At 43.5% G+C, this 25,881-nt stretch carries 21 protein-coding genes and 7 tRNA genes; 5 read left to right on the top strand and 23 right to left on the bottom strand.

Annotated features, from left to right (window positions below):
• Positions 1 to 67 precede the first annotated feature (67 nt).
• The 4 genes from BLT53_RS09345 to BLT53_RS09360 are packed head-to-tail and all read right to left on the bottom strand — an operon-like array spanning position 68 to position 7,945.
• Positions 68 to 2,035: a glycoside hydrolase family 15 protein gene (locus BLT53_RS09345; protein WP_090234347.1), complete on the bottom strand. Its 1,968-nt coding sequence runs from the start codon at positions 2,033 to 2,035 to the stop codon at positions 68 to 70.
• A gap of 6 nt (positions 2,036 to 2,041) precedes the next feature.
• Entirely contained in the window at positions 2,042 to 4,453 is a 2,412-nt protein-coding gene (locus tag BLT53_RS09350) for a sugar phosphate nucleotidyltransferase (RefSeq protein ID WP_090234349.1), read from the bottom strand.
• Between the two features lie 14 nt (positions 4,454 to 4,467).
• Positions 4,468 to 7,245: a 1,4-alpha-glucan branching protein domain-containing protein gene (locus tag BLT53_RS09355; protein ID WP_090234350.1), complete on the bottom strand. Its 2,778-nt coding sequence runs from the start codon at positions 7,243 to 7,245 to the stop codon at positions 4,468 to 4,470.
• A 13-nt stretch (positions 7,246 to 7,258) separates the two neighbouring features.
• Positions 7,259 to 7,945 (bottom strand): DUF4912 domain-containing protein, encoded by a 687-nt coding sequence (locus BLT53_RS09360; RefSeq protein WP_139168386.1) that lies wholly within the window; start codon positions 7,943 to 7,945, stop codon positions 7,259 to 7,261.
• Between the two features lie 393 nt (positions 7,946 to 8,338).
• Between BLT53_RS09360 and BLT53_RS09365 the strand changes: the two genes are divergently transcribed.
• Both BLT53_RS09365 and BLT53_RS09370 read left to right on the top strand, forming a co-directional pair.
• Entirely contained in the window at positions 8,339 to 8,536 is a 198-nt protein-coding gene (locus tag BLT53_RS09365; RefSeq protein WP_090234353.1) for a hypothetical protein, read from the top strand.
• Between the two features lie 18 nt (positions 8,537 to 8,554).
• Complete coding sequence (locus tag BLT53_RS09370; RefSeq protein WP_090234355.1) at positions 8,555 to 9,031, top strand: hypothetical protein; 477 nt, start codon at positions 8,555 to 8,557, stop codon at positions 9,029 to 9,031.
• A 53-nt stretch (positions 9,032 to 9,084) separates the two neighbouring features.
• Here BLT53_RS09370 and phoU read toward each other — a convergent pair whose 3' ends face one another.
• From phoU to BLT53_RS09460, 18 genes are all read right to left on the bottom strand, one after another.
• The gene (phoU, locus tag BLT53_RS09375) at positions 9,085 to 9,744 is read right to left on the bottom strand and encodes a phosphate signaling complex protein PhoU (RefSeq protein WP_090234356.1); all 660 of its coding nucleotides are present in this window, start codon (positions 9,742 to 9,744) and stop codon (positions 9,085 to 9,087) included.
• 22 nt (positions 9,745 to 9,766) lie between these two features.
• Positions 9,767 to 10,555: a phosphate ABC transporter ATP-binding protein PstB gene (gene pstB / locus BLT53_RS09380; protein WP_090234357.1), complete on the bottom strand. Its 789-nt coding sequence runs from the start codon at positions 10,553 to 10,555 to the stop codon at positions 9,767 to 9,769.
• A 12-nt stretch (positions 10,556 to 10,567) separates the two neighbouring features.
• Positions 10,568 to 11,398, bottom strand: a complete 831-nt coding sequence (pstB, locus tag BLT53_RS09385) for a phosphate ABC transporter ATP-binding protein PstB (protein ID WP_090234358.1) — start codon at positions 11,396 to 11,398, stop codon at positions 10,568 to 10,570.
• A gap of 25 nt (positions 11,399 to 11,423) precedes the next feature.
• The gene (gene pstA, locus BLT53_RS09390; RefSeq protein WP_090234360.1) at positions 11,424 to 12,311 is read right to left on the bottom strand and encodes a phosphate ABC transporter permease PstA; all 888 of its coding nucleotides are present in this window, start codon (positions 12,309 to 12,311) and stop codon (positions 11,424 to 11,426) included.
• Positions 12,311 to 13,225: a phosphate ABC transporter permease subunit PstC gene (pstC, locus tag BLT53_RS09395; RefSeq protein ID WP_244520479.1), complete on the bottom strand. Its 915-nt coding sequence runs from the start codon at positions 13,223 to 13,225 to the stop codon at positions 12,311 to 12,313. Before pstC ends, pstA begins: the two co-directional genes overlap by 1 nt.
• A 106-nt stretch (positions 13,226 to 13,331) precedes the next feature.
• Positions 13,332 to 14,237: a phosphate ABC transporter substrate-binding protein gene (locus BLT53_RS09400; RefSeq protein ID WP_090234362.1), complete on the bottom strand. Its 906-nt coding sequence runs from the start codon at positions 14,235 to 14,237 to the stop codon at positions 13,332 to 13,334.
• A gap of 270 nt (positions 14,238 to 14,507) precedes the next feature.
• Positions 14,508 to 16,523, bottom strand: a complete 2,016-nt coding sequence (locus tag BLT53_RS09405) for a peptidoglycan D,D-transpeptidase FtsI family protein (protein ID WP_090234363.1) — start codon at positions 16,521 to 16,523, stop codon at positions 14,508 to 14,510.
• Between the two features lie 111 nt (positions 16,524 to 16,634).
• Positions 16,635 to 17,912: an MFS transporter gene (locus tag BLT53_RS09410; protein WP_170834291.1), complete on the bottom strand. Its 1,278-nt coding sequence runs from the start codon at positions 17,910 to 17,912 to the stop codon at positions 16,635 to 16,637.
• A gap of 148 nt (positions 17,913 to 18,060) precedes the next feature.
• On the bottom strand, positions 18,061 to 18,672 hold the full coding sequence (locus BLT53_RS09415; RefSeq protein WP_061971094.1) for a superoxide dismutase: 612 nt from the start codon (positions 18,670 to 18,672) through the stop codon (positions 18,061 to 18,063).
• A gap of 523 nt (positions 18,673 to 19,195) precedes the next feature.
• A tRNA-Phe gene (locus tag BLT53_RS09420) sits at positions 19,196 to 19,271 on the bottom strand.
• Between the two features lie 4 nt (positions 19,272 to 19,275).
• Positions 19,276 to 19,352 (bottom strand) — tRNA-Met (locus tag BLT53_RS09425).
• A 202-nt stretch (positions 19,353 to 19,554) separates the two neighbouring features.
• A tRNA-Ser gene (locus BLT53_RS09430) sits at positions 19,555 to 19,647 on the bottom strand.
• Between the two features lie 13 nt (positions 19,648 to 19,660).
• Positions 19,661 to 19,737, bottom strand: a tRNA-Ile gene (locus BLT53_RS09435).
• Positions 19,738 to 19,771: 34 nt separating this feature from the next.
• Positions 19,772 to 19,847 (bottom strand) — tRNA-His (locus BLT53_RS09440).
• A gap of 15 nt (positions 19,848 to 19,862) precedes the next feature.
• Positions 19,863 to 19,939, bottom strand: a tRNA-Met gene (locus tag BLT53_RS09445).
• A gap of 5 nt (positions 19,940 to 19,944) precedes the next feature.
• A tRNA-Asn gene (locus tag BLT53_RS09450) sits at positions 19,945 to 20,019 on the bottom strand.
• Positions 20,020 to 20,165: 146 nt separating this feature from the next.
• The gene (locus BLT53_RS09455) at positions 20,166 to 20,648 is read right to left on the bottom strand and encodes a DUF456 domain-containing protein (protein ID WP_090234365.1); all 483 of its coding nucleotides are present in this window, start codon (positions 20,646 to 20,648) and stop codon (positions 20,166 to 20,168) included.
• 28 nt (positions 20,649 to 20,676) lie between these two features.
• Complete coding sequence (locus BLT53_RS09460) at positions 20,677 to 22,293, bottom strand: Na/Pi cotransporter family protein (RefSeq protein ID WP_342027849.1); 1,617 nt, start codon at positions 22,291 to 22,293, stop codon at positions 20,677 to 20,679.
• A 167-nt stretch (positions 22,294 to 22,460) separates the two neighbouring features.
• On the opposite strand from BLT53_RS09460, the gene BLT53_RS09465 reads away from it, so the two are divergent.
• Positions 22,461 to 23,228: a DUF1189 domain-containing protein gene (locus tag BLT53_RS09465; protein ID WP_170834292.1), complete on the top strand. Its 768-nt coding sequence runs from the start codon at positions 22,461 to 22,463 to the stop codon at positions 23,226 to 23,228.
• 38 nt (positions 23,229 to 23,266) lie between these two features.
• Here BLT53_RS09465 and BLT53_RS09470 read toward each other — a convergent pair whose 3' ends face one another.
• Entirely contained in the window at positions 23,267 to 24,142 is an 876-nt protein-coding gene (locus BLT53_RS09470) for a DUF1002 domain-containing protein (protein ID WP_090234368.1), read from the bottom strand.
• A 196-nt stretch (positions 24,143 to 24,338) separates the two neighbouring features.
• Here BLT53_RS09470 and BLT53_RS09475 point away from each other — a divergent pair, with 196 nt between their 5' ends.
• Together BLT53_RS09475 and ispG are read left to right on the top strand one after the other, a co-directional pair.
• Entirely contained in the window at positions 24,339 to 24,662 is a 324-nt protein-coding gene (locus tag BLT53_RS09475; protein ID WP_090234369.1) for a hypothetical protein, read from the top strand.
• 110 nt (positions 24,663 to 24,772) lie between these two features.
• Positions 24,773 to 25,873: a flavodoxin-dependent (E)-4-hydroxy-3-methylbut-2-enyl-diphosphate synthase gene (gene ispG, locus BLT53_RS09480; RefSeq protein WP_090234370.1), complete on the top strand. Its 1,101-nt coding sequence runs from the start codon at positions 24,773 to 24,775 to the stop codon at positions 25,871 to 25,873.
• Positions 25,874 to 25,881 lie beyond the last annotated feature (8 nt).

A 25,881-nucleotide genomic window follows, 5' to 3' on the forward strand; every position in this document is an offset into this window, starting at 1 on the left:
GATTTGTTTCCAAATTAATTCATACTTTAATATAATAGCAGACACATTCATTTTCAGCAAGTGGTATTTATCGAAGACGTTCATAAGCTTGCATGTAATCCACGACCACATCAGCAAACGTGGCGTGAGACCAGGTCAGCGGTGCTACTGAGAGCGGATCACCGGTAAAAGGATGCAGTTGTTCGGGAAGAACCCCACTCGTAAACGCATGATCAGCCACCCAATCAAGATAGCGACGGCATTCCTGCAATTCCGATAAACGCTGTGCCGTATAGATTTTCCACTTTGCCAGCCAAAGGGTGCAGATAATCCATGGATTACCAGGAACTTTCTCCACCTCATGGGTCTGCTGAAAATAATAGTCGTTAAAATAACGGGCAACACCGCCGACATCCGTTTTGATATAGAGCTCACGCTCAATCGCTTCCATGGTGGAACAGATGCGCGGATCGTCAGGAGAAAACACCCCAAAGGCAAACAGGCCGTAAATGCTGCTTTCGATCGTATAATCTTTTTTGATTTCGCGGGTTTCTTCATCAAGGTAGATTCCGCGCAGGAACCGGCCCGCCTCTTCATCATACAGATGCGTTTCAATCCCTTTTTTCACGCGCTCTGCACCCGTTTTATAACGGGCCGCCCGGTCATCCTCTCCAAATAAAAGAGCAAAATTATGTGCAGCCATCAAACCACCGTAAACACCCGCACATGTAAAGGAAAAAATGCCTCGTCTTTCTTCCCAAAGATCGTACGAAGGGTTTGGCAAATCCAATGCTGCATCCATGAATCCCAGTAAAAAGCGAGCTCCGGGTCTGACCAGCGACCGGTAAAGAGATTGTGCAAATTCAATGTCACCAGTCTCTTTATAATGCTCCCAGAATGCCCATAATACAAGAGCTGTTTCATCCTCCTGAATAGGCAGCTGCTCCTTACCGTTCTTCCCAATAGTTGGATGCCAACTCGAACCAATGGAGCCGTCCGGATTGTATTTATGATGCAGATAGCCTTCCTTTGTAAGGACATCGGAACACCGTCGGTAGAAGTTTTTCACCATTCCCTGGTAACCTGACTTGGCGATTGCCGCCGCAACCAGCGCACCGTCCCTTGGCCACATATAGCTGTAATGGTCCCTGTTATACTGCTGGATATCAGAATCATTTGCAGCCATGATATAGCCATTCTCATTGGTCTGTGTCCGCACAATAAGAAGGCTTCGTTTATAGAGAGAAAGGATTTCATCACTCAGGTCGGTTTCCGGTAAGTGAGACTTGTTTGCCCACCTTCGCCAGTAGATCAAAATTTTATCAATAGTTAAAGAAGGGCCGATTTCCTGGACATAGTCATTCAGGGCAACTACTTCATCACGGTTGCGGCCGATCGTCATCCAATAAAAGGCTTCAACCGTCTGCTCTCCGCCTACGGTATGTTCCACAGCAAAGGTACTGTCCACAGACCCCTGTGCAATAGGATTAATATGCAGGGATCCGTCCTCCGCATCCTTCCAGGTACCCTCTGCACTTTGAAACCGTTTAATACCGGTCGTATACTGCGAGATTCCGTTATTGCCAAAAAGGGCATTAAACAAAAAGTAGCGGTTCTTTTTATAGTGAACAATGGATTTTGAATCAGGAGCAAAATATGCAGTGTCCCCGACTTCTGTTTCATAAATATTAAGATCTTGGTGAAAAAACAGCCGGATCTTTTTTTCATGAGGTGAGGTATTCGTTACTTTAATTCTTCGTACAAACATGTTTTCACGCTGATGAACTCCGTCCTCAAAAACGAGGCGGAGGCCCATCTGCTTATTTTCTGCTGTACAGCAGGTCACAAGAGAATCTTTATGATAATCATTGTGAATCGACCAAGATTCAGAGGAAAGCCAGGAGAATTGGCCGTCTGACCAAATCCCCACTCTGTTGGCATGTCCTTGTACGTGATTTTGTTGTCCGACATATGGGTAATAGATATCTCTGATCTGAAGATGCTGATCGATGTTAACGAGAATCTTGCCGTTTCCGGCCACAAGCTCCCTTGGCATATTGGATCAGACCTGCTGATACTGCCGGATTTTGTTGATAAATTCCGCTGCAGCTTCTTTCGCTTGATCCATATCCGATCCCTGGGAATAGACGGTAAAGATCGGCTGCTCCACATCCGGCAGTATCAATGTCCATCCTCCCTGCGGATGAAAGACTTTAATCCCGTCAACCAGTTCTACATTGTTATCGCGGATATCTTCCATTAAGCGTCTCATGACTTTTCCTTTTTTATCCCACGGACAAGGTACATATTCTCTCAGCATATTTACATTCGGAAGTAGATCGACCAGTTCAGACAGCGAAATCTGCTGGGTCGACATCATTTCCAAAATGTGAATAAGCGCATACTGTGCATCGTATTGGAAGTTCATCACTCCACTGCCCACTTCCATGATCGACCGCGGATTCGCTTTTGTTCGGATGAGCCTTCCGTTCAGACGACCGGCCAGGCTGTCAAGATCGGATGATCCGTAAATTGGAATCGCCATTTCATTTTGTTTTCCTTCATAGAAGGTTACCAGAACATATAGGGAAAGCATTGTTTCTTCATCAAGCAGCTTTCCGGATTCTGTAATCAGGCTGAGTGTTTCTCCCGCTTCACCAACCAGAATACCGAGATTGGCATTGGTCACCCGCACAAATGATGCCATTTCCTCTGCTCCCGTCTGGGAAGGCACGGTTAAAAATTCGCAGTCCAGTTTGTTGAAAAGAATCGGAATAAAGCTCAAATATGGCTGGTGGTTATAGTTTACGACAATTCGAAACTTGGAATTTCTGATGCGCTTTGTGTTCACCGTTTGAAGGAGCGCTTCGATATATTCCTCATTTTTGAAATTGTTGTATGTCCCCTTTCCGATCATGTCAAAGGCTGCACGCCGGTAATCTTCCTGCCAATAAGCGTTTTCAATCTTTCTCTCAAAGTCAGGGTGGATAGGAAGTCCTTTGTGGTCATAGAACTCAATAAACACCTGCTTCTCTCCGCCTCTGTTCGAGAACCGGATGTACACACCGCCCTGGAGGTTCTCTTCTTCTATCGCAAACCGAACAACAGGTGCCACAGTTGGGCTTGTGTCGCATGTATTGATTCCGGAAGACAAAAGTCCCTGAATGAAGGCCCCTTTGATCAGCTCTGAAAAAGAATGGGAATCGCTTGCAATGGCAATGTGGCATCCGTGTGGAAGCACTGCTCCATAGGCTGATGCAAGTCTTGCGATATAATCCGGTGTAATTTCCACGTTGGCAATACCGGAAACCCCGCGTCCGCCGAACAGCGATTTGGTAGCTTTGCGTCCCCAGATCAATGAGGTATGAACCAGCGCTTCATCATAAATTTCTTTTTCCGGCCAGATTTTCACTTCCGGTTTTAAGGTGGAGCGTTTTCCGATTTTGCAGTGGTTACCCACAACAGCATGCTCATAAATGGTGGCTCCCTGTTCGACCATGATACCGTTGGCAAGTGTGGCACCTCTGAGCTCACACTCTGAACCCACATACACATCATGCCAGAGGATGCTCTTTTTTAAGGATGCCTGGGAGGAGATCACGTTGTTTCGGCCAATAACGGAGTAGCTTTTCACATCTGCACCTGATCGGATAACCGCACCGTCTGCTATATGAACCGGGCGTTCCAGCTTTGCCCCTTCTTCAATGACCACATTGTTTCCAACCCAGATTCCTTTATCGATTTCGTGGCCCGAAAATGGCAGATTAACCAGTCCGTCGAGCATGTCGCGGTGTGACTGGCGGTATTGCTGCAAGCTGCCGATATCGGACCAGTACCCTTCCGCAGGGAACCCGTACAGCGGGCGTCCTTCTTTCATGAGAAGAGGGAACAGGTCTTTACTGAAATCGGTTTGTACGTCCTTCTCCATATAGTTGAAAATCTCCGGTTCAAGTACATAAATTCCGGTGTTGACTGTATCACTGAAGACCTCGCTCCAGCTTGGTTTTTCAAGGAAACGGATGATTTCTCCATCCTGATTGGTCATAATAACGCCGTATTCCAGCGGAGACTCCACCTGTTTCATAAAAATGGTCACAAGTGAATCCTTTTCAGCATGATAATTAATGCCTTTTGACAGATCAAAGTCAGTTAATGCATCACCGCTGATCACAATAAAGCGCTCGTCCAAAAACTCTTCGGCATTCTTGATACTGCCCGCTGTTCCAAGTGGAGTGGTTTCCTCGAAATAATGGAGATTCACTCCGAAATCACTGCCATCACCAAAATAATTTTTGATCGCTTCAGGCATATAGTGAAGTGTGACAGCAATATCAGTAATGCCGTATTTTTTAAGCAATTCTATACTGTACTCCATAACAGGCTTATGAAGCAGCGGCACCATTGGTTTAGGTAAATTGCAAGTTAACGGACGAAGACGGGTTCCTTTTCCCCCAGCCATTATTACACCTTTCATTTATACACAGCCCCTTATACCGGATTTTTTTGTAAACATTGTTCATACAATGCGCTAGTTTGTTGAGCAATTTTATTCCAGTTAAAAACAGTTTCCGCTTCTCTTTTGCCGTTGCTGGCGAGAGTGCGCCTCAGATGTTCATTTTGAGCAAGCGTGAGGACTGCCCATGCTAGGCTTTCTGCATTACCCGGATAAATTTTCAATCCGGTTTCTTCATGACGGACAATGTCTTTCAAGCCGCCAGTGTCTGAAACAACGGTTGCTTTTCCTGCAGCCATTCCCTCCAGTGCCACAATGCCAAAAGGTTCATACAAACTTGGAAACAACGCGATATCACATTCAGACAGCAGCCGGTTACGGTCGTCATCTGAGACAAAACCGCTGAAGGTGACAGTGCCTTCGAGTCCTTCCTGATGGACCCGGCTGCGATATTCATCGAGCATCGGTCCTTTTCCGGCAATGATAAATTTGATATTGTGATTTTGCTGCCGGATTAATTGAGCCGCATCAATAATGGTTTGAAATCCTTTTTCTTTTACGACACGGCCGACAGAAAACACAAGCACTTCATGCGATTCCTTAAACCGGTAGCCATCGGTCACTTCTTCCGTTTGTATTAATTCAGGATCGACCCCGTTTGGAAGGACCGTGATCTTATCCTCCGGAACACTGAATACGGTCGCCACTTCATCTTTCATGTATGGGCTGCAAACAATCACTTCGCTCGCTTCATAACAAAGCTCCCATTCCTTCTGATTGATTTCGTATTGAAGCGCATTATGAATGCCATTGTTTCGTCCATGTTCCGTTGCATGGATGGTGGCAATCAACGGAATGTTCAGTTCATGCTTCAGACCCTTGGCCGCTACACAGACGAGCCAGTCGTGCGCATGAATGCAGTCGAAGTTAATTTTCTTCGCCAATTCCCTTCCCTGGTCCGCTATAGCCAGATTCAAACTTCCTGTCCAATGGAAAAATTGATCCGTTTGTGGCTGATTGGATTGTACACGGTACACATGAATTCCCTGATTCACTTCGTAGGATGGATATCCATCCACATGACACGTGATAACGTGTACCTCCTGACCCTGTTTTACAAGCGTTTTGGCGAGATCGAATACGTGCCGGGCCAGTCCGCCGACAACCATTGGCGGGAACTCCCATGAAAGCATTAAAATTTTTAATTTGTTTGTTTCAGAAATAGAGCTGTGATGGTGTTGGATATATTGGTCATGAGGAGTTTCAAAATAGCTGGTATCAATATCGTTTAAAAACGGAAAGTCCTGTTCAAAAGCTTCTATGGCTGCTGTGTCTTGAGGTGATTGATTTAACATTTCTCTAATGATATGGAAGCGTTCAATATGTGTGTTGAAACGCTCATTCGCATATTGTGCGGCCGTCTCATTGTCGACAATAAATGCCCAGTCTGAACTTGCGGCAAGCATCCATTCCCGGATCATCTGCTTGATGTAGCGTTTGGTAACCGGCGTAAGCGGCGAATGGGTGGCGGCAGCTGTAATGATTTCTCTTTCGCATTTATGCAAATGGCGGTACATCCAGGCATTTTTTTCGTTCAACCAGACCTCTCCGTATTCATTCCTGCCCCATGTTGAAAACGAGGCATGTACCGTTTGCAAGTCTTGATAATGACGGTTGATGAATGAATTCGGTGTTATCCATTCCACCCTTCCCTTGCAGGCTTCCTGGACAGCGGAAATCCAGTCTGTTCCCTCATACCACCAGTGACCGAATAACTCTGCGTCAAAAGGTGCAGTAATCAAATGCGGAGGAAAGCATTCCTCTTCTTTTTCGCCGAGCGTATGTTCCAGTGTTTGAACAAAATGCTCTGCATGCTTCTGTACTTTTCCTTCCGCCCATTCGCGAATATAAATTTGTTTTTGTTCAACAGGCCCGGTGATCCTGTGATACTTCAAACCTGTGTCAATCCTGATTCCTTCGGGGTGAATGTGAGGAAGGATGTAATCAAGATCCCTGTTATAAGCAATGTCGCGGTAAAACTCCCGATAGTCGGGGTCTCCAGGGTATCCGTCGACTGAACTCCAGACTTTTCCTGATATTTCGCGGTTTCTTGGAAAGAGCGCGATTCCGTGCGGTGAGAATACGGGGGATCCAATACCTCTTGTCGCTCTTGGACTGCTGTTCAGGAGAGTTTGTTCATCTACAAACGTATATCTTATGCCTTTTTGATGGAGCAGCTTATCAATGCCAGGAGTATATGCACATTCAGGCAGCCAAAAGCCCTTTGGCATTTCACCGAAGTATTTCTTAAAGGTTTTGATCCCCATATCCACCTGGGCCTCCAGCGCTTCCTGGGTTTGAATATAAGGCAAAAAGGCATGAGTTGCTGCTGTTGTAAAGCATTCAACCGCCCCACGCTGGTGATGATACTTAAATCCAGCGAGCAAATTCTGATTCCATTTGAAGAATGTCTCGCGGATGTTTTCATATCGGCCGCTGTAAAACCGAATCACTTCGGTTTCTTCTTGATCAAGGGATCGAAGCTTTTCTTTTTTGATTAAATGATCGATGCTGTCCAGATACTCCAGATATCTTCGTTGAAGCACAGGGTCTGACAGCATCTCCATTACTGGGGGAGAAAAGGAAATACTCCACGTAAAACCTTCAGGCTGGCGGTCAAGCGCCCAAAGCAACGGAATGTAGGTTTCTGTCATTGCTTCAAATACCCACCGCTCTTCCAGGCGATTGGCTTCCTTGTGCTTAACATATGGAAGATGGGCATGCAGTATAAATGTGAAATATCCACTTTTCATCGGTTAAAAGCTCCTATCTGATTTTTTGATAGTATGAATAGCTGCTGAAATTCTCCATCCACTCCGGTTCATATGCATTACCGTTTTTCCAATTCAGCACGTTTTGTGTTCGATGGTCGTTCGCAACGTCTCGCGGGGTTTCAATAGGGTTTGATCTCAATACAGTAAAGAAGCTTCCATCGAACGTTTTGGTGCCAATGTCGACCACATACGTACGGTCTGGCTCCAAATGCTGCAAAAACCAATTGTTAGTCATTTCCGGAAGGTCAATTTCAAAGCTTCGATGAGAGTTATGTCCTTGGAAGATGATATCTGTAACATCGTAGATTTTCATCTTTTTGGGAAGGTTGTTCCAGCTGGTCCGGAAATGATGTTCTACCATTTGTCGCTTCATGGCTGAAATGCTCCAATAGACAAAAATACTCGTTGGAGACTGCACCATCGCAAATAGAGTATCTTCGTCAAATTCATACGGCATTACCCAATGAATCTTGGGCGGATCTACAATCATTTCACTCGGTTCAGCCGGTTTTTCCTGAACATTGCCTTCCTTTTTGCTGTTTGGCTCCGATGCTTTACCAGCTTCCTGACGGTATTTGTTCCACCGGTATTGGACTTTGCCGATCGAGAGGTTCATCCTATCGGCAATCTGCTGAAGAGTCAGCCCTTTTTCCTTCATTTTGACAATTTCATTAATCATTTTCTTCACCCCGGTTTTTTGTCTCCAATCGCCTGCCACTTCTACCAAAATACTTTTAAAAGCCTACCGAATTATTTGAAAACATCGTATCATTATGCATTTATTTTCACAATATACAGAATTTGTAGAATTTTGTTGGTTGCTTGTCCTGTCTAAGAAAATCAATAATGTAAATTTTTTGTAACCGCTTGAATTCACTTCATTCGACAAAATCAAGGGATAAATTGGCATAATTCTACAAGAGACGTGTCACCAGCTTCTTCATACTGGAAATAACGCAGAAATCCTCGTCGAAATACCGCAAAAAGTTTAACGATTTGGCGAAATATCTACATTTCAAAGGAATACTATGGTATAAAAAATAAGGGGCAGGTTAAATATGAGGAGGTTTATATGAATATCATTATTTTTTCCTTGTTGGCTTTAGGACTGATTCTTCTTGCCATCTCTTATCGAAAAGATAAAGGAAACAATCTGGAAGTACAGCTAGAGAATTTTTCAATACAAATTTTAAAAGAAATGTACCAGCTAAAAAAGAAGCTAAAGGTCATTGAAGATGCAATGCCAACGCAAAATAAATCTAAATACTAAAATACTGGGGATTTGAGAATGACAAATACAACACTACGAGGTTTCGCTGCGGGAATGATTATATCTTCCGGATTGATCGCAGGCGTATATTATTCACAAACGCCACCCGAAAAGGAAGTAAAGGCCGAATTAAACGACAGCACAGTCAATACATATTTACATTCAAAGAACATGACAGCCATTACGACCGAAGAATTGCAGCGTCTGAAAGAAAACCGGGTGGCTGCGGCCGCTGAACCGCAAGGGCAGGAGAAGCCTGATGAAGGAAAACAAGAGAAAGAGAAACCAAAGGTTTATCAAGCGACCCTTCATGTGACAAGAGGTATGAGCACTGGAGAGGTTTGTAACTTTCTCGAAAATGAGAACATTATTAAAGACAGCAAGTCTTTCCTGAAATACTTGCGCAAAAACAAACTTGAAGGCCAAGTCCGATTTGGTACATTTAAGGTCAACAGCAGCATGGACTTTAAAAAACTCGCCGATGCCATCACATAACCTTTAAAATATTAAGAAGGGAGCCTGCAGCGTACAGGCTCCCTTCTTTGCGTCTATTCGTTTAAACCATAGCGTTTGCCTTTTACCAGGAAAATAATACTTTCAGCAATATTGGTGGCGTGGTCTGCTGTACGTTCAATATAACGGCATACAAACGACAGCTGTGTAATCTGAGCAAGAGATTCCGGATGCTTGGTCATCAGTTCCAAAAGCTCCCTGATGATTTTCCCATAGAGCTCATCAACGGAATCATCAGTATCAGCAAGATTCTTCGCCAATACAACATCTTCGTCCACATACGCTTTAATGGAATCGGAGAGCATGCCAATGGCAATCTCCGCCATTCGGGGCAGATCAACCAAAGGTTTAATCAGCGGCTTCTCTCCGATGCGAATGGTCGATTTAGCAATATTTACCGCAAAATCAGCCATCCGTTCCACATCGGAAGAGATTTTGATGGCGGCAATAATTCTCCGTAGGTCTGAGGCTACTGGTGCCTGCTTGGCGATCAGCAAAATGGCAGCGTCATTGATTTCATCCTCCAGTTGATTAATCCGCTGGTCATTCTCAATCACTTCAAGAGCTTTGTCTACATTCTGTTCTTTAAGAGCTTCAATTGATTCTTTTAATGCGTGCTCGGTAAGTTCTCCGATTTCCACAAGCATCGCCTTTAATTCGTTCAATTGAATCTGAAAGTTTTCCCGTACAACCATCTGCTTTTCACTCCTCTAATTTTTATCCAAACCGCCCTGTAACATAATCTTCTGTCCGCTTGTCAGAAGGAGCCGAAAAGATCTTGTCTGTTTGATCATATTCGATCAGTTCACCCATCAGGAAGAAGGCCGTTCGGTCGGAAACACGTGCTGCCTGCTGCATGTTGTGCGTAACCATGACAATCGAATAATTTTTTTTCAGTTCAAGTGCCAGTTCCTCTATTTTAATAGTTGAAATAGGATCGAGTGCAGAAGTCGGCTCATCCATCAAAATGACATCCGGCGTTGTAGCGATAGCTCTCGCAATACATAGACGCTGCTGCTGTCCACCTGATAGACCTAAAGCAGATGTATTCAGGCGATCCTTCACTTCATCCCATAAGAATACATCTTTTAATGAACGTTCTACAATTTCGTCCAATTTTCCTTTTTTCTTAATCCCATGGATTTTTGGCCCGTACGCCACATTTTCGTAAATGGATTTCGGAAATGGGTTGGCTTTTTGAAAAACCATCCCCACTTTTTTCCGTAAATCCACCAGATCCACCCTGTCATGCAGCAGATTTGTTTGTTCATAATTAATCTCACCAGACATTCTTACACCGGGGATATTTTGGATCATCAAATTCAAGGTTTTAATAAACGTAGATTTCCCGCAACCGGATGGACCGATGATAGCTGTAATTTCATTATTGTAAATTTTAAAGTCAATATCCTTCAATGCAAGGTTTTTGCCGTACCATAAATTCAAATTCCTGATATCAAAAACCGGTTTTTCCATTACTGGTTGTGTTGCTGTTGCTTGTCCCATTTTCTTCCCCCCTTATCCGAACCGTCCGGTAATATAATCTTCCGTATCTTTTTTGGATGGATTGGTGAAAATTTTATCGGTCTTGTCAAATTCCACTAATACACCATTTAAAAAAAACGCAGTCTTGTCCGAAATACGGGAAGCCTGATGCATGTTATGTGTTACGATGACAATTGTATACTCTTTTTTCAATCCCATGATCAAGTCTTCAATTTTGGCATTGGAAATAGGGTCCAGTGCTGACGCAGGCTCATCGAGCAACAGAATATTCGGTTTCATGGCCAGTGTTCTCGCTATGCACAAACGCTGCTGCTGTCCTCCCGACAAGGAAAGCGCGGATTCATGCAGCCTGTCTTTTACCTCATCCCACAATGCAGCTTTGCGTAAACTTTCTTCCACAATTCCATCGAGCTTTTTCTTCGAACGGATTCCGTTAAATTTTAACGCATGAACGATATTGTTATAAATGGACTTTGGAAACGGATTTGGCTTTTGGAACACCATACCGATCTCTTTTCGCAGTGCCACGACATTGATGTCATCACCGATCAGGTTGACATCATCATACTGAATCTCTCCTGTGCTCCGTGCACCCGGAATAAGATCATTCATCCGATTGATTGAGCGCAGAAATGTAGATTTCCCGCACCCTGAAGGACCGATCAATGCTGTAACCGTATTTTGGTCAATCGAAAAATTAACATCCTTTACAGCATGGTTCTCACCATAATAGATATTTAAATGTTTAACATCCAAAGCAACCGGCTTCTTCTCTGTTTTTTCTGTTAGCGGCTGTTCGGCAAAAGTTGTATTCGTTCGTTTTGGTTCCATCACAGTTTTCATGTTACCCCACCTAATTTCTAAAAATTTATTTAGAAGCTGTTATCTTTTTGTGTACGATACTGCCAATCCAGCGGGCAAGCAGGTTGAAAAGCAACACAGAAATAATCAGCACAGCAGAAGAACCATCCGCCACTTCTCGAACATCCGGGATCAGTCCTTGTGTATTGACAGCCCAAATATGGACAGCCAGGGTTTCAGCCGGCCTGAAAATATTCAAAGGCGATGTCGCATCAAACGGATTCCAATTGGAGAAATCCAGTGTTGGTGTTGTTAATCCTGCTGTAAACAGCAATGCAGCCGCTTCCCCGAATACACGTCCGGAAGCAAGAATCGCTCCTGTCAGGATGCTTGGAAAGGCTGCAGGTAAAAGAACCGTTTTAATGGTGTGCCAGTGAGTGATTCCCAGGGCCAGACTCGCTTCTTTTTGATCTCTTGCCACTGTACGCAATGCGTCTTCACACACACGGACCATAACAGGAAGGTTAAATACGGTAAGTGCAAGGGCACCACCAAGAATGGAGTAACCCCAGCCTGTCAGGTTAACGAACATCAACAATCCAAACATGCCGATTACAATAGAGGGAAGTGAAGCCAGTACTTCAATACATGTTCTAATGGCGTTCGTCAGCCTTCCTGGACGTGCGTACTCAGCCATGTAAATGCCGCCACCAAGACCAAGAGGTACAGTGAACACCATGGTTAAAAAAAGGATATAGAAAGAATTAAACAACTGGTTGCCAATTCCCCCTCCCGCTCTGAATGAGCTGGACGGTGACGTTAGAAAATCCAAATTCAGTTTGGAGAAACCATGATAAATGATATAGCCTAGCAGTCCCACCAGTACGGTTACGATGGTCGCTGCAATCAAGTAAAAAATCGTGGTTGCGATACGGTCTGCAACTTTACTGTTCATTAGAACTGCCTCCTTGAAGAAAGATAACGGATCAACAGTATAAAGATAAAGGACATAACCAACAAAATAAGGGCAAGAGACCAAAGAACATTGTTTTCAACACTTCCAAAGGTCGTGTGTCCCATATTCAACGTAATAATGGTCGTCAGTGTAGCCGATGGATCAGTAATAGCAGAAGGCAAGGAACGAACATTACCGATAACCATCTGAACCGCCAGTGCTTCTCCGAAGGCACGGGCCATTCCAAGAACGATGGCTGTTAAAAGCGTAGGCATAGCTGCCGGAACGAGTACTCTCCAGATCGTTTGCCACCGTGTTGCACCAATTGCATAGGATGATTCCCGCAGTCCTTTTGGAAGAGAACTCATCGCGTCTGTGGCAATACTTGTGACGGTTGGCAAAATCATAATGGAGAGAACGATCATTCCAGCCAGCAAGCTGAATCCTTGTCCTCCAACCGTTTCCCGAAGGAACGGAACGAGAACAGAAAGGCCGATGAATCCATAAACAACAGATGGAATACCAACAAGCAGCTCGATAACCGGCTGAAGAATCTTTTTTCCCCATGAAGGAGCAATTTCCGTCATGAAGATGGCGCCGCCAATACCGAGCGGAGCCGCTATTAAAGCGGAAAGAATGGTTACTGCAAAAGATCCTAGTATAAACGGAACCGCACCATACAATGGATTCTCAGCAGTTGGATTCCACTTCGTGCTGGTTAAAAATTCATATATACTTACGCCGTTGCTGATAAATGCCTGCAACCCTTTGGAACCAAGAAAAATGGTAATTGCAATAGTTGCCGTGATAATCAATAGAGCACTGGCCAACACCAGGTATTTTCCCCGCTTCTCTTTTTGTAGCGCGGATTTGTTTGATTTCTTTAGCAGCCTTTGACTGGCTGCCAGGGTCATTGTTTTGTTATCCATTTTCGTACCTCCCCAAAACGCCCTAACAGGGTAAATATCCACTTTCATCGGACACTTACCCTGATTTCAGGCTGCTTAACGGTTTAATCCGTTACTTCTTTGTAATCTTACCCTCTGCATCACGCTTAACTTCCATTTTGTTAGCAGGGATATATCCTTGCTCAGGTACAAGATTGTGTTGGATTTCGTCACTCATCATATAGTCAAGGAACTCTTTTTCCAATCCTTTAGGCTCGCCTTTCGTATAGGAGTGCTCATAAGCCCAGATCGGAAATTTACCTTTTTGAACATTTTCGTCTGTCGGTTTTACACCATCAATGCTAAGCGGAGTAATGCCGCTGTTGTCAGTGAAGTAAGAGAATGCAAGGTACCCGATGGCTCCAGGTGTTTCCTTGATCAATTTTTGAACAGTGTTTGAAGAATCTTCTGTTGCTGCACCTTCGACCGGTTCTTTGCCATCAAGAGCATATTTTACAAAAGTAGCACGTGTTCCAGAGGAGTCCGGACGGTTGATCAATGCAATCTTTTGGTCTTTTCCGCCAAGCTCTTTCCAGTTTTTCACTTCGCCAGTAAAGACTTTAATCAGGTCTTTTTTGGAAATATCCTTAATACCTACCTCAGGGTTTACTGCTGCAGACATACCGACTACTGCGATTTGGTGATCTTTAAGCTTGTCCGCCGGGATGCCTTCTTTCTCTTCAGCAAAAACATCAGAGTTACCAATCTTAACCGCGCCTTCTGACACTTGGCTTAAGCCTGTTCCGCTTCCGCCAGCTTGTACTTGAATGTCAGCATCAGGGTTCTTTTCTTTGAATTGTTCAGCGGCTGCTGCTACAAGCGGCTGCATTGCACTTGAACCGGAAACAACAATTGAACCGGATGCCGATTTACTGTCGCCGTTTGCGTTCCCCTCTGTGCCTTTGTTCCCACATGCCGTGGCAACAACCAGAATCAAAGCCATTACTGCCAAAAGATAAACGGATTTCATTTTCTTCATTGTCTTAGGTCCCTCCACATGTTTTAAAAGATTTTTTATTGATAGAGATCTTGCTATTTCTATACTGTCTTTGTCTCTATCGCCCACCCCCAACAATCGGTTAATCACTTTACATCTACTACAATAAGCGACCATTATTAATGCTGTTTGAACCTAATGTTAAGAGATTGTAAAGAAAGCACGACATCTGTACTAGTGTTTCTGGCAAAAAATGATTTATGCACACAAAAAAACGCGCCCAAAGGACGCGTTTTCTTTACAAACAGCTAGTTATTTCGTCTTATTTCCGTCTTTTTTCAATTTAAAATAGGCATCAAGTGCCCCTGCACCAATCTCAAGGTTGATCGAACCTTCTCGGACCTTTGGAACCACAACCGCAAATGAGACTTCCGGGTTGTCATACGGTGCATAACCAACAAGGGTTTTATTGTTTAATCCCGACTTTACATCAACCTGAGCAGTACCTGTCTTTCCTGCCGGCTGATAACTCTTGTTTTTAAAATACGCAGCCGCCGTACCATGGCTTCCCACCATAACCTCTCGGAAGCCCTGATGGACCACATCGAGGTATTCCTGTTTCATTTCAATTTTGTTCATAATATGCGGTTCAAATTTATAATCCAATTTGCCAAGCTTCCCTGGTTGAGTGGAAGGTTCCCGCACTTCTTTTAAAAGATGCGGCTGCATCCGGTAGCCATTGTTGGCAATGGTCGATACATACTGGGCCATCTGCAGCGGTGTGTACGTATCAAACTGTCCGATGGCAAAGAACATCGCCTGGGCAAGCTGATCGCTCATTCCTGTGTTATAGCCTGTCGCCTCAGAAGGCAAATCAATACCTGTTGGTACGCCGAGACCAAATTGGCTGTAAGAATCCCGCAGTACTCTGAACGCCTCGTCTACGTGGTGGTCAATAAACCGTTTATGTGAATAGTCATAGCCAGCAAGCTTCATTGCGACATGCCACATATAAACGTTGGAAGAAGCCTCGAGTGCTTCCACAGGTCCGATGCTGCCAAGACCGGAGTGCGCTGATTTCATTTTTCTTCCGTCACCGAATACGAGTGGAGCATCGTAGAAATGCGTGGCTGGTGTAATCGCCCCCTGCTGCAATCCAGTGAGCACTGTCGCACCTTTTACCGCTGAACCCATTTCAAACGAGTTATACACAGTACCGAATGGCGCGTTTTTATATTGGCCGGTTTTTTTATCGTATTTTTTTCCCGCCATGGAAAGAATCTCTCCATTTTCAGGATTCATCATAACGACATAAGCTTCCGTTAAATCTCGGTTGGCATAGGCAGAACCACCGGATTTTGCTTTTTTCATGGCTTTTTCAATAACGTCTTCCACTTTCTGCTGAAGCTCCATATTAACGGTAAGCGTAAGGTCCTTGCCTCGTGAACCTTCTACTTCTACCGGTTCGCCAACCGGGTTGCCTGCTTTGTCTGTTACATATTTAACGCTTGATTTTTTTCCTCTGAGCAAAGATTCGTATTGCTCTTCAAGAAAACTTGTTCCGACTAAATCATTTCGTTCGTTTCCCCGTGATAAATAAAAATCCATTTTGCTGGAAGGAATTTGTTTCACCTGTCCAAACAACGCTTTGAATGTATCACCATATGGATAATCCCGTTTGGCATCCGGCTTAATATCAATGCCGGGCAGCTCGGAAAGATGCTCACTGATCGTGGCGATCTCCTTTTGAGTTGCACCGATTTTTATACGCTGTGGTGTCAGGGCATAACCGCTGTCCATTTCCCTCTTGATTGCCAGTACTTCAATTTGGTGAGAAGTAAAGGAATCAAGATCCTTTTTGGTGATGCGGTCAAGCATAAGTTTGTAATACTGATCATCATTCAATTGCTTTTTTTCAGCAGGCGAAATGCGGCTTTCTACTTCCTTTTGATGCAAAAAGATAAAATAATCCTTTTTATCCCGCTCTGTTACATTTTTTGTATCTTTTTTGATATAACCAGCCAACTTTTCAGCAATGGCTTCACGGTCCTCCGCACTTGTTTTCTGTGTACGTGTATACGTAATGGAATATACCGGTTTATTATCCACCACTACACGGTTTTCCGTATCCATCATCTTCCCTCTCGGCGCATCCAGCCGTGCGGTTACATTATCCTTTTTATCCGCCGAGCGCTGATACTCTTCCCCCTGGACAATCTGTACATACCCCAGACGGAAAATTAATATTGAGAAAAGAAAGAACACCGCAAGAAACAAGGCGTTCAGACGTATAGGGACATGATTCTTTTTCTTCTTTTCTTTCGTCATTCATTCCACCCTTACCTATGTATGGAAAGAGTTTCTCCTCATTTCCATTTTCCACAAATTGATTTACTACAATAATACTAACAGTAAATCACTGTTTCGGAAAGAAAAATGTCACACTCTGCTGCCGTCTTCCCGATCTGTATTATTCTGTGAATAGTTGGATATAATATCCGATTTTTGAAGGGTTGAAAAACGAATGGAACGCACACAAAAGTAAATGACAAAATGCCCGGCTCCCAAGATTGGAAGCAACAGAGGAATGCTGTAGTCCCCATTAAAGAACTGAATCGTGATCAACAGAATAACAATCGAAAGGATTCGTCCGGCATTTAAAAAAAGTTCTCTCACGACAATATACTCCACTCTCATCGGCCCCGCATCGTCACATCTTCCGATCACATCATAGGTCAAAGAAACATAAGGAACAAGAAGGAGCGGATAGGCGATCGAGATCACTACACCGTAAAACATTAATAGTGGAAAGGTGACATTCATTAAAAACAAAAACGGAGAAAGAAACAGGATCAAACCTCCAACAAAAATGGATTTTTTCCTTCGCTCCTTTTTCATGTACCGGGATACCACAAAATAACCGATGAAGGATACCGCCGACTGAACAAGTCCAAACGTGCCAAGCGCAAATTCGCTGTCTGAAATAATATAAACCCAAATGACGATCAAAAAGATAAATGTGCCTTCGCGAAACCCCTGAAAGAAATGAGCATTCAAAATACGAGCCCAGTTTCGATTGTCCACCCGGGATTTAAGGATTTTCCAGAAAAAAAACTTTCCTTCTGCTTTTTGCCGTTTCAGAAAAAAGCTGATTATTACAGCTGTAAAAAACAAAAACAGAGATACGGTAAAAATAATGCGATATCCAGTAAACTTATCCAGCTGGGAAATTAAAAACCCCGAGGTCATGGGTCCCACCATACCTGATAACGACGTCAATACACCAAGATAGCCGTTAAACGAATCACGCGTGTCGGGCTCAGTTACCTCAAACGTCAACACATTAAATGCCAGCCAGTAAAACCCTGATCCCGCCCCAAGAAGGCCGCCAAGCATAAGAAGACGGTCGCTTGCCTGATCTCCCAGAAAAAGCACAAACAAATAAAACAGCGACAGGATGGTAACACCAATCCGAAGTACAATAACTCTGTCAATTTTTTTGGTTAATCTTCCGGCAATAAAAAAAGCAACAGGCTGAATGCACACAATGGATAAATTATATAGAGCAATGTCTCTCAATTCGCCAGACTGTTTCCACAAATAGATGTTAACAAATGTATTGGACAAGGCAGTGCTCAGCGAGAAAAGTCCGCCAATCACAAGCAATAAAAGCAATTCCTTCGTTCTGTCTGTATCTCCGAACAATTTAAATTTCATAATTCTCGCCCCTTTGCAATTCACATGTAGTTTTCACCACTTGTAAGGGGCTATTCGCCAATCAGGAAATTGGTTTTTATTGTAATCTCAAGATACAAAACAAAAGCCGGCTCCCCTGTGGAAACCGGCTTTCACCTGAAATACTTGCTTATTTTGCTTCGTTGTAGCGTTTTTCAACTTCATCCCAGTTTACAACATTCCAGAATGCGTTGATATAGTCAGGACGTTTGTTTTGATACTTGAGGTAATAGGCGTGTTCCCAAACATCAAGTCCAAGAATCGGTGTTTTGCCTTCCATTACAGGGTTGTCCTGGTTTGGAGTGCTTGTTACTTCCAACTCACCGTTATTTACAACAAGCCATGCCCAGCCAGATCCGAAACGGCCTTTTGCAGCGTTTGCGAACTGTTCCTTGAAAGCATCAAGGCTTCCAAATTTGTTGTTAATGGCATCAGCCACTTCACCAGTTGGTTCATTGGATCCGCCTGGTTTAAGGATTTCCCAGAACAAGCTGTGGTTCGCATGCCCGCCGCCGTTATTGCGTACAGCCGTGCGAATGTTTTCTGGCAGAGAATCAAGGTTAGTCAGAATGTCAACTAAGTTTTTGCTTTCAAACTCAGATTGGCCTTCAAGAGCTGCGTTCAAGTTGTCAACATATGTCTTGTGATGACGGTCATGGTGGATATTCATCGTATCCTCATCAATGTGTGGTTCAAGTGCGTTTGCGGCATAAGGTAAAGCAGGCAGTTCAAACTTTGCCATGATACATCTCCTCCTTGATATGTAGTTCATTTTTTTATTTCATTTTGGGAAAACCCAAATTGAAAACTTAGTCAACAAGAATGTTTAATAAGTAGCACAACACATACATTATCAGATTTTCCCTTATCTTTCAACGATAAACCCTTATTCACCGAAGCTTATTATGTACAACAGAATAGAGCACGATACCTTGTTTACTTTAAAATGGTTTAAAAAGCGGTAAATCTCATCCAAAATGCTGAGTTTAACAACTTTTTTTGTCAAGTCTCTGATGAAGAGCAGCAGATCTCCCCTTATTTAGCCTCATTTTGGCAGAAGATATTTACTTACTCTCGAAATCCCTGTATTATTCTCAAACATTGAATGGTTATTCTCAAAATAAAGCGATTTATTCTCAAAAAAACCCTATTTACTCTCAAACAGTTTATATCGACCCTATTCGAGTATATTCGACTCATTGATTTTGAAAGTATGCAAACAAAAAACCTTTGCCTGAAAGGCAAAGGTTACGTATGTATAGAAATGGTGGCTCGAGACGGAATCGAACCGCCGACACGAGGATTTTCAGTCCTCTGCTCTACCGACTGAGCTATCGAGCCACTTTGGTTGCGGGGACAGGATTTGAACCTGCGACCTTTGGGTTATGAGCCCAACGAGCTACCAGACTGCTCCACCCCGCGATGATATTAAGGTTTTGGACGATGAGTCCAAGTTTGTTGTCTCTTCCTCTACGCGATTTTTTCTTGAAGTGTATCCGTCGAGACAAGCCATCATTGGTGCTGATTCACCGTCGTAGGCTTGCTCCACCCCGCGATGATATTATGGTTTTGGACGATGTTTCTGTCCACAGATGAGGAACTTTTCCTCTATAAAATAAGTAAATGGAGGAGGTAGAGGGATTCGAACCCCCGCGAGCCGCTAAGCCCCTGTCGGTTTTCAAGACCGATCCCTTCAGCCAGACTTGGGTATACCTCCGTATGATTGTATGTGGTGGACCCTGTAGGACTCGAACCTACGACCAATCGGTTATGAGCCGACCGCTCTGACCAACTGAGCTAAGGGTCCATGTGGTTTCAGTATATCATATATGTAAGTAAAATGGGGCGACCGATGGGAATCGAACCCACGAATGCCGGAACCACAATCCGGTGCGTTAACCACTTCGCCACGATCGCCATCGCCTAAAAGAATGGTAGCGGCGGAGGGGATCGAACCCCCGACCTCACGGGTATGAACCGTACGCTCTAGCCAGCTGAGCTACACCGCCATAGTTGGCTCCACAGGTAGGACTCGAACCTACGACCGATCGGTTAACAGCCGATAGCTCTACCACTGAGCTACTGTGGAACAATTATGTTGTCCGCTTAGGGACAAGAATTACTATATCATTTTTCCCTTATGTAAGTCAACTCTTTTTTTCAACGCCCTTTTGGCCGTTGTCGAGAAGACAGATATAAATATAGCATGTTCCCATCCGCTTAGCAAGTACTTTTTTACAAAACGACGTACAAAAAGTATCCTACCATGATCAATTGAATGACGATCTTGACTACCGTCCCTCCCAAAAAGCCAAGAACTGAGCCTACACCGACTCGGAAGGAATCCATGGGTGATTTGCGTCCAATAACGAGTTCTGCCAGAAACGCCCCGATAAAAGGACCTGCAATAATACCGGCTACCGGAATGACAAACGGCCCGACAAGCAGGCCGATGGTACTCCCCCATATTGCCGCTTTCGAACCTCCCCGCCTCTTGACTCCATATAAATTGCTGACATAATCCACAGCAAACAAACTCGCCAGCAGAACGGACTGCACAACGATAAAGAAGATCGTGTAGGAGTGAAAGGAATAAAACAGGCCATACAAAACAAACCCCAGTACAAGAAACAGTGCGCCTGGCAAAATCGGATAGATTAAGCCGGCAAAGGCCAACAGAAAAGACAAGATGATCAGCGTCCAATATAAATAATCCAACGTTTTACCTCCAACTATCCTGCATTTTTCATCGCTCAAGAACAGCTTCTGCAATATTAACGGAATGATCACCGATGCGTTCCAGATTGCTGATGAAATCAACATAGACAACACTTTCCTGGCCGGTGCTCAAATTATTGTTGATATCCTGAATATGCTTCTTTCTCAACGTTCTTTCCATTTCATCAATATCATCTTCAATGGACAGTACCTCTTCAGCCATGAACTTATTATTGGTCTCCAGCGCCTTAATGGCCTTTTCCAGACAAGACTGGGTAAGAATCATCATATTCTCAAAATCCCTGGAAGTGACCTCTGAAAGCTTAATATTGTTTCTGCCCATAAAACAGACCAGATCAATCATATTTTTCATATGGTCCCCCACCCGTTCGATATCCTTGCAGAGGTTGAGCAGCATCGTATGCTCAGTTGATTCGTTTTTGGAAAGAGAATGGATCGATAATTTTACGAGAAATTTTGTGATTTGTCGGTCAAACCGGTTAATTTCCTCTTCATACTGCATGGCAGTGTCAGCATAACGGTTTTTTCGTGTTTGAAAAAAAAGCAACGCCAGTCTAAGGCCTTCCCGGGAATAGGCCGCCATTTTCAGCAATTCCTGTCTCGCCTGATGCAAGGCAAATTCAGCTGAACTGTTAATCACTTTTTCATCAAGCTTCACCGTTTGGGTATCAACGGTCCATTCATCATCCCTGATCAAACGGGTTACAGCATAAACCAACAATGAAATGAACGGAAACAAAATTATGACGCTTGCCACATTAAAAAAGCCGTGTGCAAATGCGATTTCCATCGCCGGCTTTAAATTCATCGTGCGTGCAACCCATTCAATAATGCTTTTGTAGGGGATAAAGAAAATGAAAAAAATGACGGTGCCGATTACATTAAAAAGCACATGAACGAGCGCCGCACGCTTGGCATTCTGAGAAGCTCCGATGGCTGCAATTACTGCGGTGATGGTTGTTCCAATGTTTTCACCAAACAATACAGCAAGGGCACCGTTCAGATGAATCCAATCCATGGAAAACATTTGTTGAAGAATTCCTACAGTTGCACTGGAGGATTGCATAAACATAGTAGCTAGTGTCCCAATGGCTATCCCCAAAAAGGGCTGGTCATTAAGTTGGTCATTTAAATTTTTAAAATCCAGGACTTGCAGCGGCTCAATTCCCGATGCCTTCAACTGTAATCCAAAGAAGAGTGCGCCAAGTCCAAAAAGAATTCGTCCAATGGAAATATATTTATAGCTGCGAATAAAGAAAACAAAAAATCCACCCACTGCGAGCAAAGGCAAACCGTAGGCTGCTGCATCAAAGCCAATAATAAAAGTGGTAAAGGTTGTGCCTATATTAGCTCCCATAATGATTCCCACTGACTGTCTCAATGTAAGCATGCGTGCATTAACAAGTCCGACAGTCATTACAGTGGTGGCGGAGCTGGACTGAATTAATATCGTAAAAAACAGACCAGTGAGAACCCCTGTATATGGATTTGTTGTTAAACTGTCAAGAATGTTTCGTAGCCGGTCTCCGGCAGAATTCTGAAGCCCTTCGCCCAAATATTTGATTCCAAAAAGAAAAAGGCCGAGCCCGCCCAAAAACTGAAACAGCATATCCTGAACACTCAATGTATTTGACAACCCCTTTTAACTAATCATCCTTCTGATATTATCTAGTTTTATAAATGTTCTGTAAAGATGCTTCCGAAAACCTTAACAAACCAATGGCTGCACATTGTTTGTTTTCTCATTATTCGCTAAAATTAATTGAGACCATTTAGGAAATGAGGAGTTCCATGAGAATTGTCAATCATTTTATTAAAAGTCTGTATTCCCCGCAGACTGTGGCGCGTCTGCGCTTTCAAGGGGTTGGAAAAGCAATCGGATACATATTTTTTCTTATTTTTCTCACTTCCATTCCCTTTGGAATTACATTTTCCACGGCCTTTAAATCAGGCATCGAGGAATTTGAGCAATCCATGAAGTCCGATATACCAGACTTCACTTTAAAGGATGGAATGCTTACTTCCCAGCTCAAAAAACCCGTCATACAAACGGATGACAATCAAACTTTTATTTTTGACACAACAGGAACCGTAAAAGAAAGTGACCTAAATAAGTACAATGATGTCATTGCAATGCTAAAGAACAAGGCGATCATTACATCGGGTGGTGAAACACAAGACTTTCCGTATCAGACACTGGGTGATGTAACACTGACCAAACAGGATGTGAATTCCTTGATCAATAAGCTTTCGGATTTACTACCTATATTGCTTCCATTGATTTTTTTGTTCATTTACCTCTTTACTGTAGCCATGAAGTTTATCGGGGTAACTGTACTCGCCGTCATCGGCCTTGTTTTGCAGAACTTCCGCCGCCGCAGCCTTAATTATAGGAGATTGTGGGTTATGTCCGCCTATTCCGTTACCCTGCCTACGGTTTTCTTTGCGGTCATGAAGCTATTACATACCGAGGTACCCTTCTCCTTCCTTATTTATTGGGCCGTAGCTTCCCTCTTCCTTCATCTTGCTATTAAAGAAACACCTGAGCCAAGGGCATAAAAAGAGGAGCCGGTTTCGGCTCCTTTTCGTATGGCCTTTTACTTTTGGAAAAGACCTTTTATGCCATCTATGATGGAAATAATGAAATCAATGAATTTTTGAAGAAACGATTGTGTTTCTTCTTTATTGAGAAAACCATCAAGATTATCTCTGACGTTCTGCAGCTGGTCCCGAACTTTATCCCAGTTAATGTTCAAATCCTTCATCTTGTTAAATAGTGAAACCAGGCTGTTTAATTCATCATCCGTCAATGTGATTCCCAGTCGTTCAGCTACGCGTTTGATCAAATCACGGAGTTCACTCTCATTTTTTACCGGATGATCCGCAAGCTCCTGTTTGATTTCGGTAATCAGCTGGGTCGCTTCTTTGGTTCCAATACGGTCACCAAGCTCAGCGGTTTTAACTACTTCCTCATTGGCTACCTGCTTTTTTTCTTCGGGAATGTTTACATCTGCTTTTTGTTCATATGCTTTTAAAATTCCTGTAAGGGCTGCTGTACCCGATACCTCAAAAGGGGCGGTCACATAAATGTCGGCGTCTTTCACGCCCGCGGTAACAAGAGCATTCACAATCATACTGTCTGTTACCCAATTAATGTTTTTAGCTTCGACATGAAGCCCTTTCCCCTTTTCTGCCAGGGTAACTTTTGAAGATGAAATCGCCCGGGTGCCCAACTGGGCCTTTGAAACATATTTACCGAGATATTGATGTTCCTCCTCGTTCGTTACGGTAACAGTATCCACATCTGAGGATACGCCCATTTCATTCAAAATTTTTGTTTTTTGATCCGGAGTCAAATCTTCCCCCAATGTAACGATGACATCTCCGGGAGCTGCGTCAGCAAATGCTTTTAAAGGAACCATAAATACAAGTGCAAGCAGCATTGGAATTAACCATTTTACATTCCGATTCATGTTTATACTCCACCTCATAATTTGTTTTTCCCATCTGTACCCATGTATCTTTCTCTCTCTTTTTAAGATACATCTCCCATTTTACACCACACATCTTTCTCCCCGCAAACTTATCCTTGAAGCTTCAACAGCGACAAAAAAGGAATAAATTTATCGCTCGTACATATACATGTCCTAAATAAAGGAGGACAAGCTCATGAAAAAGTTTATATACATTTGCCTGACCCTTGTTGTCGTTTATACGATTGCCTATGATCTCAAGGTTGGTACCCTTCAGCCGTACAATCAAAAGGCGGCTCCTGTTGCCGCAATTAGTATCCAAAATAGCACACCTTATCAAAAGGTCAAAATTTCTTCCGGAGATACGGTACTGTCAGTGATTGAAAGACTGAATCCATCCTCCCTTTCCAAACCGATCCCCGACCTGACAAAGGACTTTCAGCGTTTGAATCACGGAATACGTCCGGAAAGTATCCAGGTGGGCAAAAGCTATAATTTTCCTGTGTACAAAAAGAACTAAAGGACTCGTTTCCTTGCCAAACTAAAGACATCCTTGCTAAAATAGACTATTGTACAGATAGAAAAGATCTGTTGTTATGAATAAATAGAGATTAAAGGAGCGGTTCACCTATGAGTGAAATTACGCATCGTTCAAAAACCAGACCTGTAAAAGTAGGCCCTTTAACCATTGGCGGAAACAATCAGGTTATTGTTCAAAGTATGACAACAACGAAGACTCATGATGTGGAAGCAACTGTTGCTGAAATTAAACGCCTTGAAGAGGCAGGCTGCCAGATTGTGCGTGTCGCCTGTCCTGACATGCGTGCAGCAGAAGCTATTGCTGATATAAAAAAACAAATCTCCATCCCTCTTGTGGTTGATATCCACTTCGACTACAAACTAGCTCTTAAAGCCATTGAAGGCGGAGCTGATAAAATTAGAATCAATCCGGGAAACATTGGACGCCGGGAAAAAGTGGAGGCTGTCGTTAAAGCAGCCAAAGCAAAAGGCATTCCAATTCGAATTGGTGTAAACGCCGGTTCCCTCGAAAAAAAATATCTTGAAAAATACGGATATCCAACAGCGGAGGGAATGGTTGAAAGCGCCCTTGATCATATTAAAATCCTTGAGGATCTGGACTTTCATGACATCATTGTTTCCATGAAAGCATCCGATATCAATCTGGCCATTGAAGCTTACGAAAAAGCGGCACAGGCCTTTGACTACCCGCTTCACCTGGGTATTACCGAATCCGGAACCTTATTTGCCGGAACTGTAAAAAGTGCTGCCGGACTGGCCGTTATTTTAAACAAAGGTATTGGAAATACACTTCGTGTTTCCCTTAGTGCCGACCCGGTAGAAGAAGTAAAAGTAGCAAGAGAACTTCTTAAATCCTTTGGATTGCTTTCTGATGCTGCTACACTCATCTCCTGCCCGACATGCGGAAGAATTGAAATTGATCTGATTTCCATTGCCAATGAAGTGGAAGAATACATTTCCAAAGTGCGTGCTCCAATTAAAGTAGCCGTTCTCGGATGTGCCGTAAATGGACCTGGCGAGGCACGAGAAGCCGACATCGGAATCGCCGGTGCCAGAGGCGAAGGACTGCTTTTCCGCCACGGCGAAATTGTACGTAAGATTCCTGAAGATCAGTTGCTTGATGAACTGAAAAAAGAAATTGACAAGCTGGCTGAAGAATATCATGCAAAACAGCAAGCTGAACTTGTATAAATGGAAAA

Origin of the sequence: Fictibacillus solisalsi (assembly GCF_900103485.1) — a bacterium.
Classification (GTDB): domain Bacteria; phylum Bacillota; class Bacilli; order Bacillales; family Fictibacillaceae; genus Fictibacillus_C; species Fictibacillus_C solisalsi.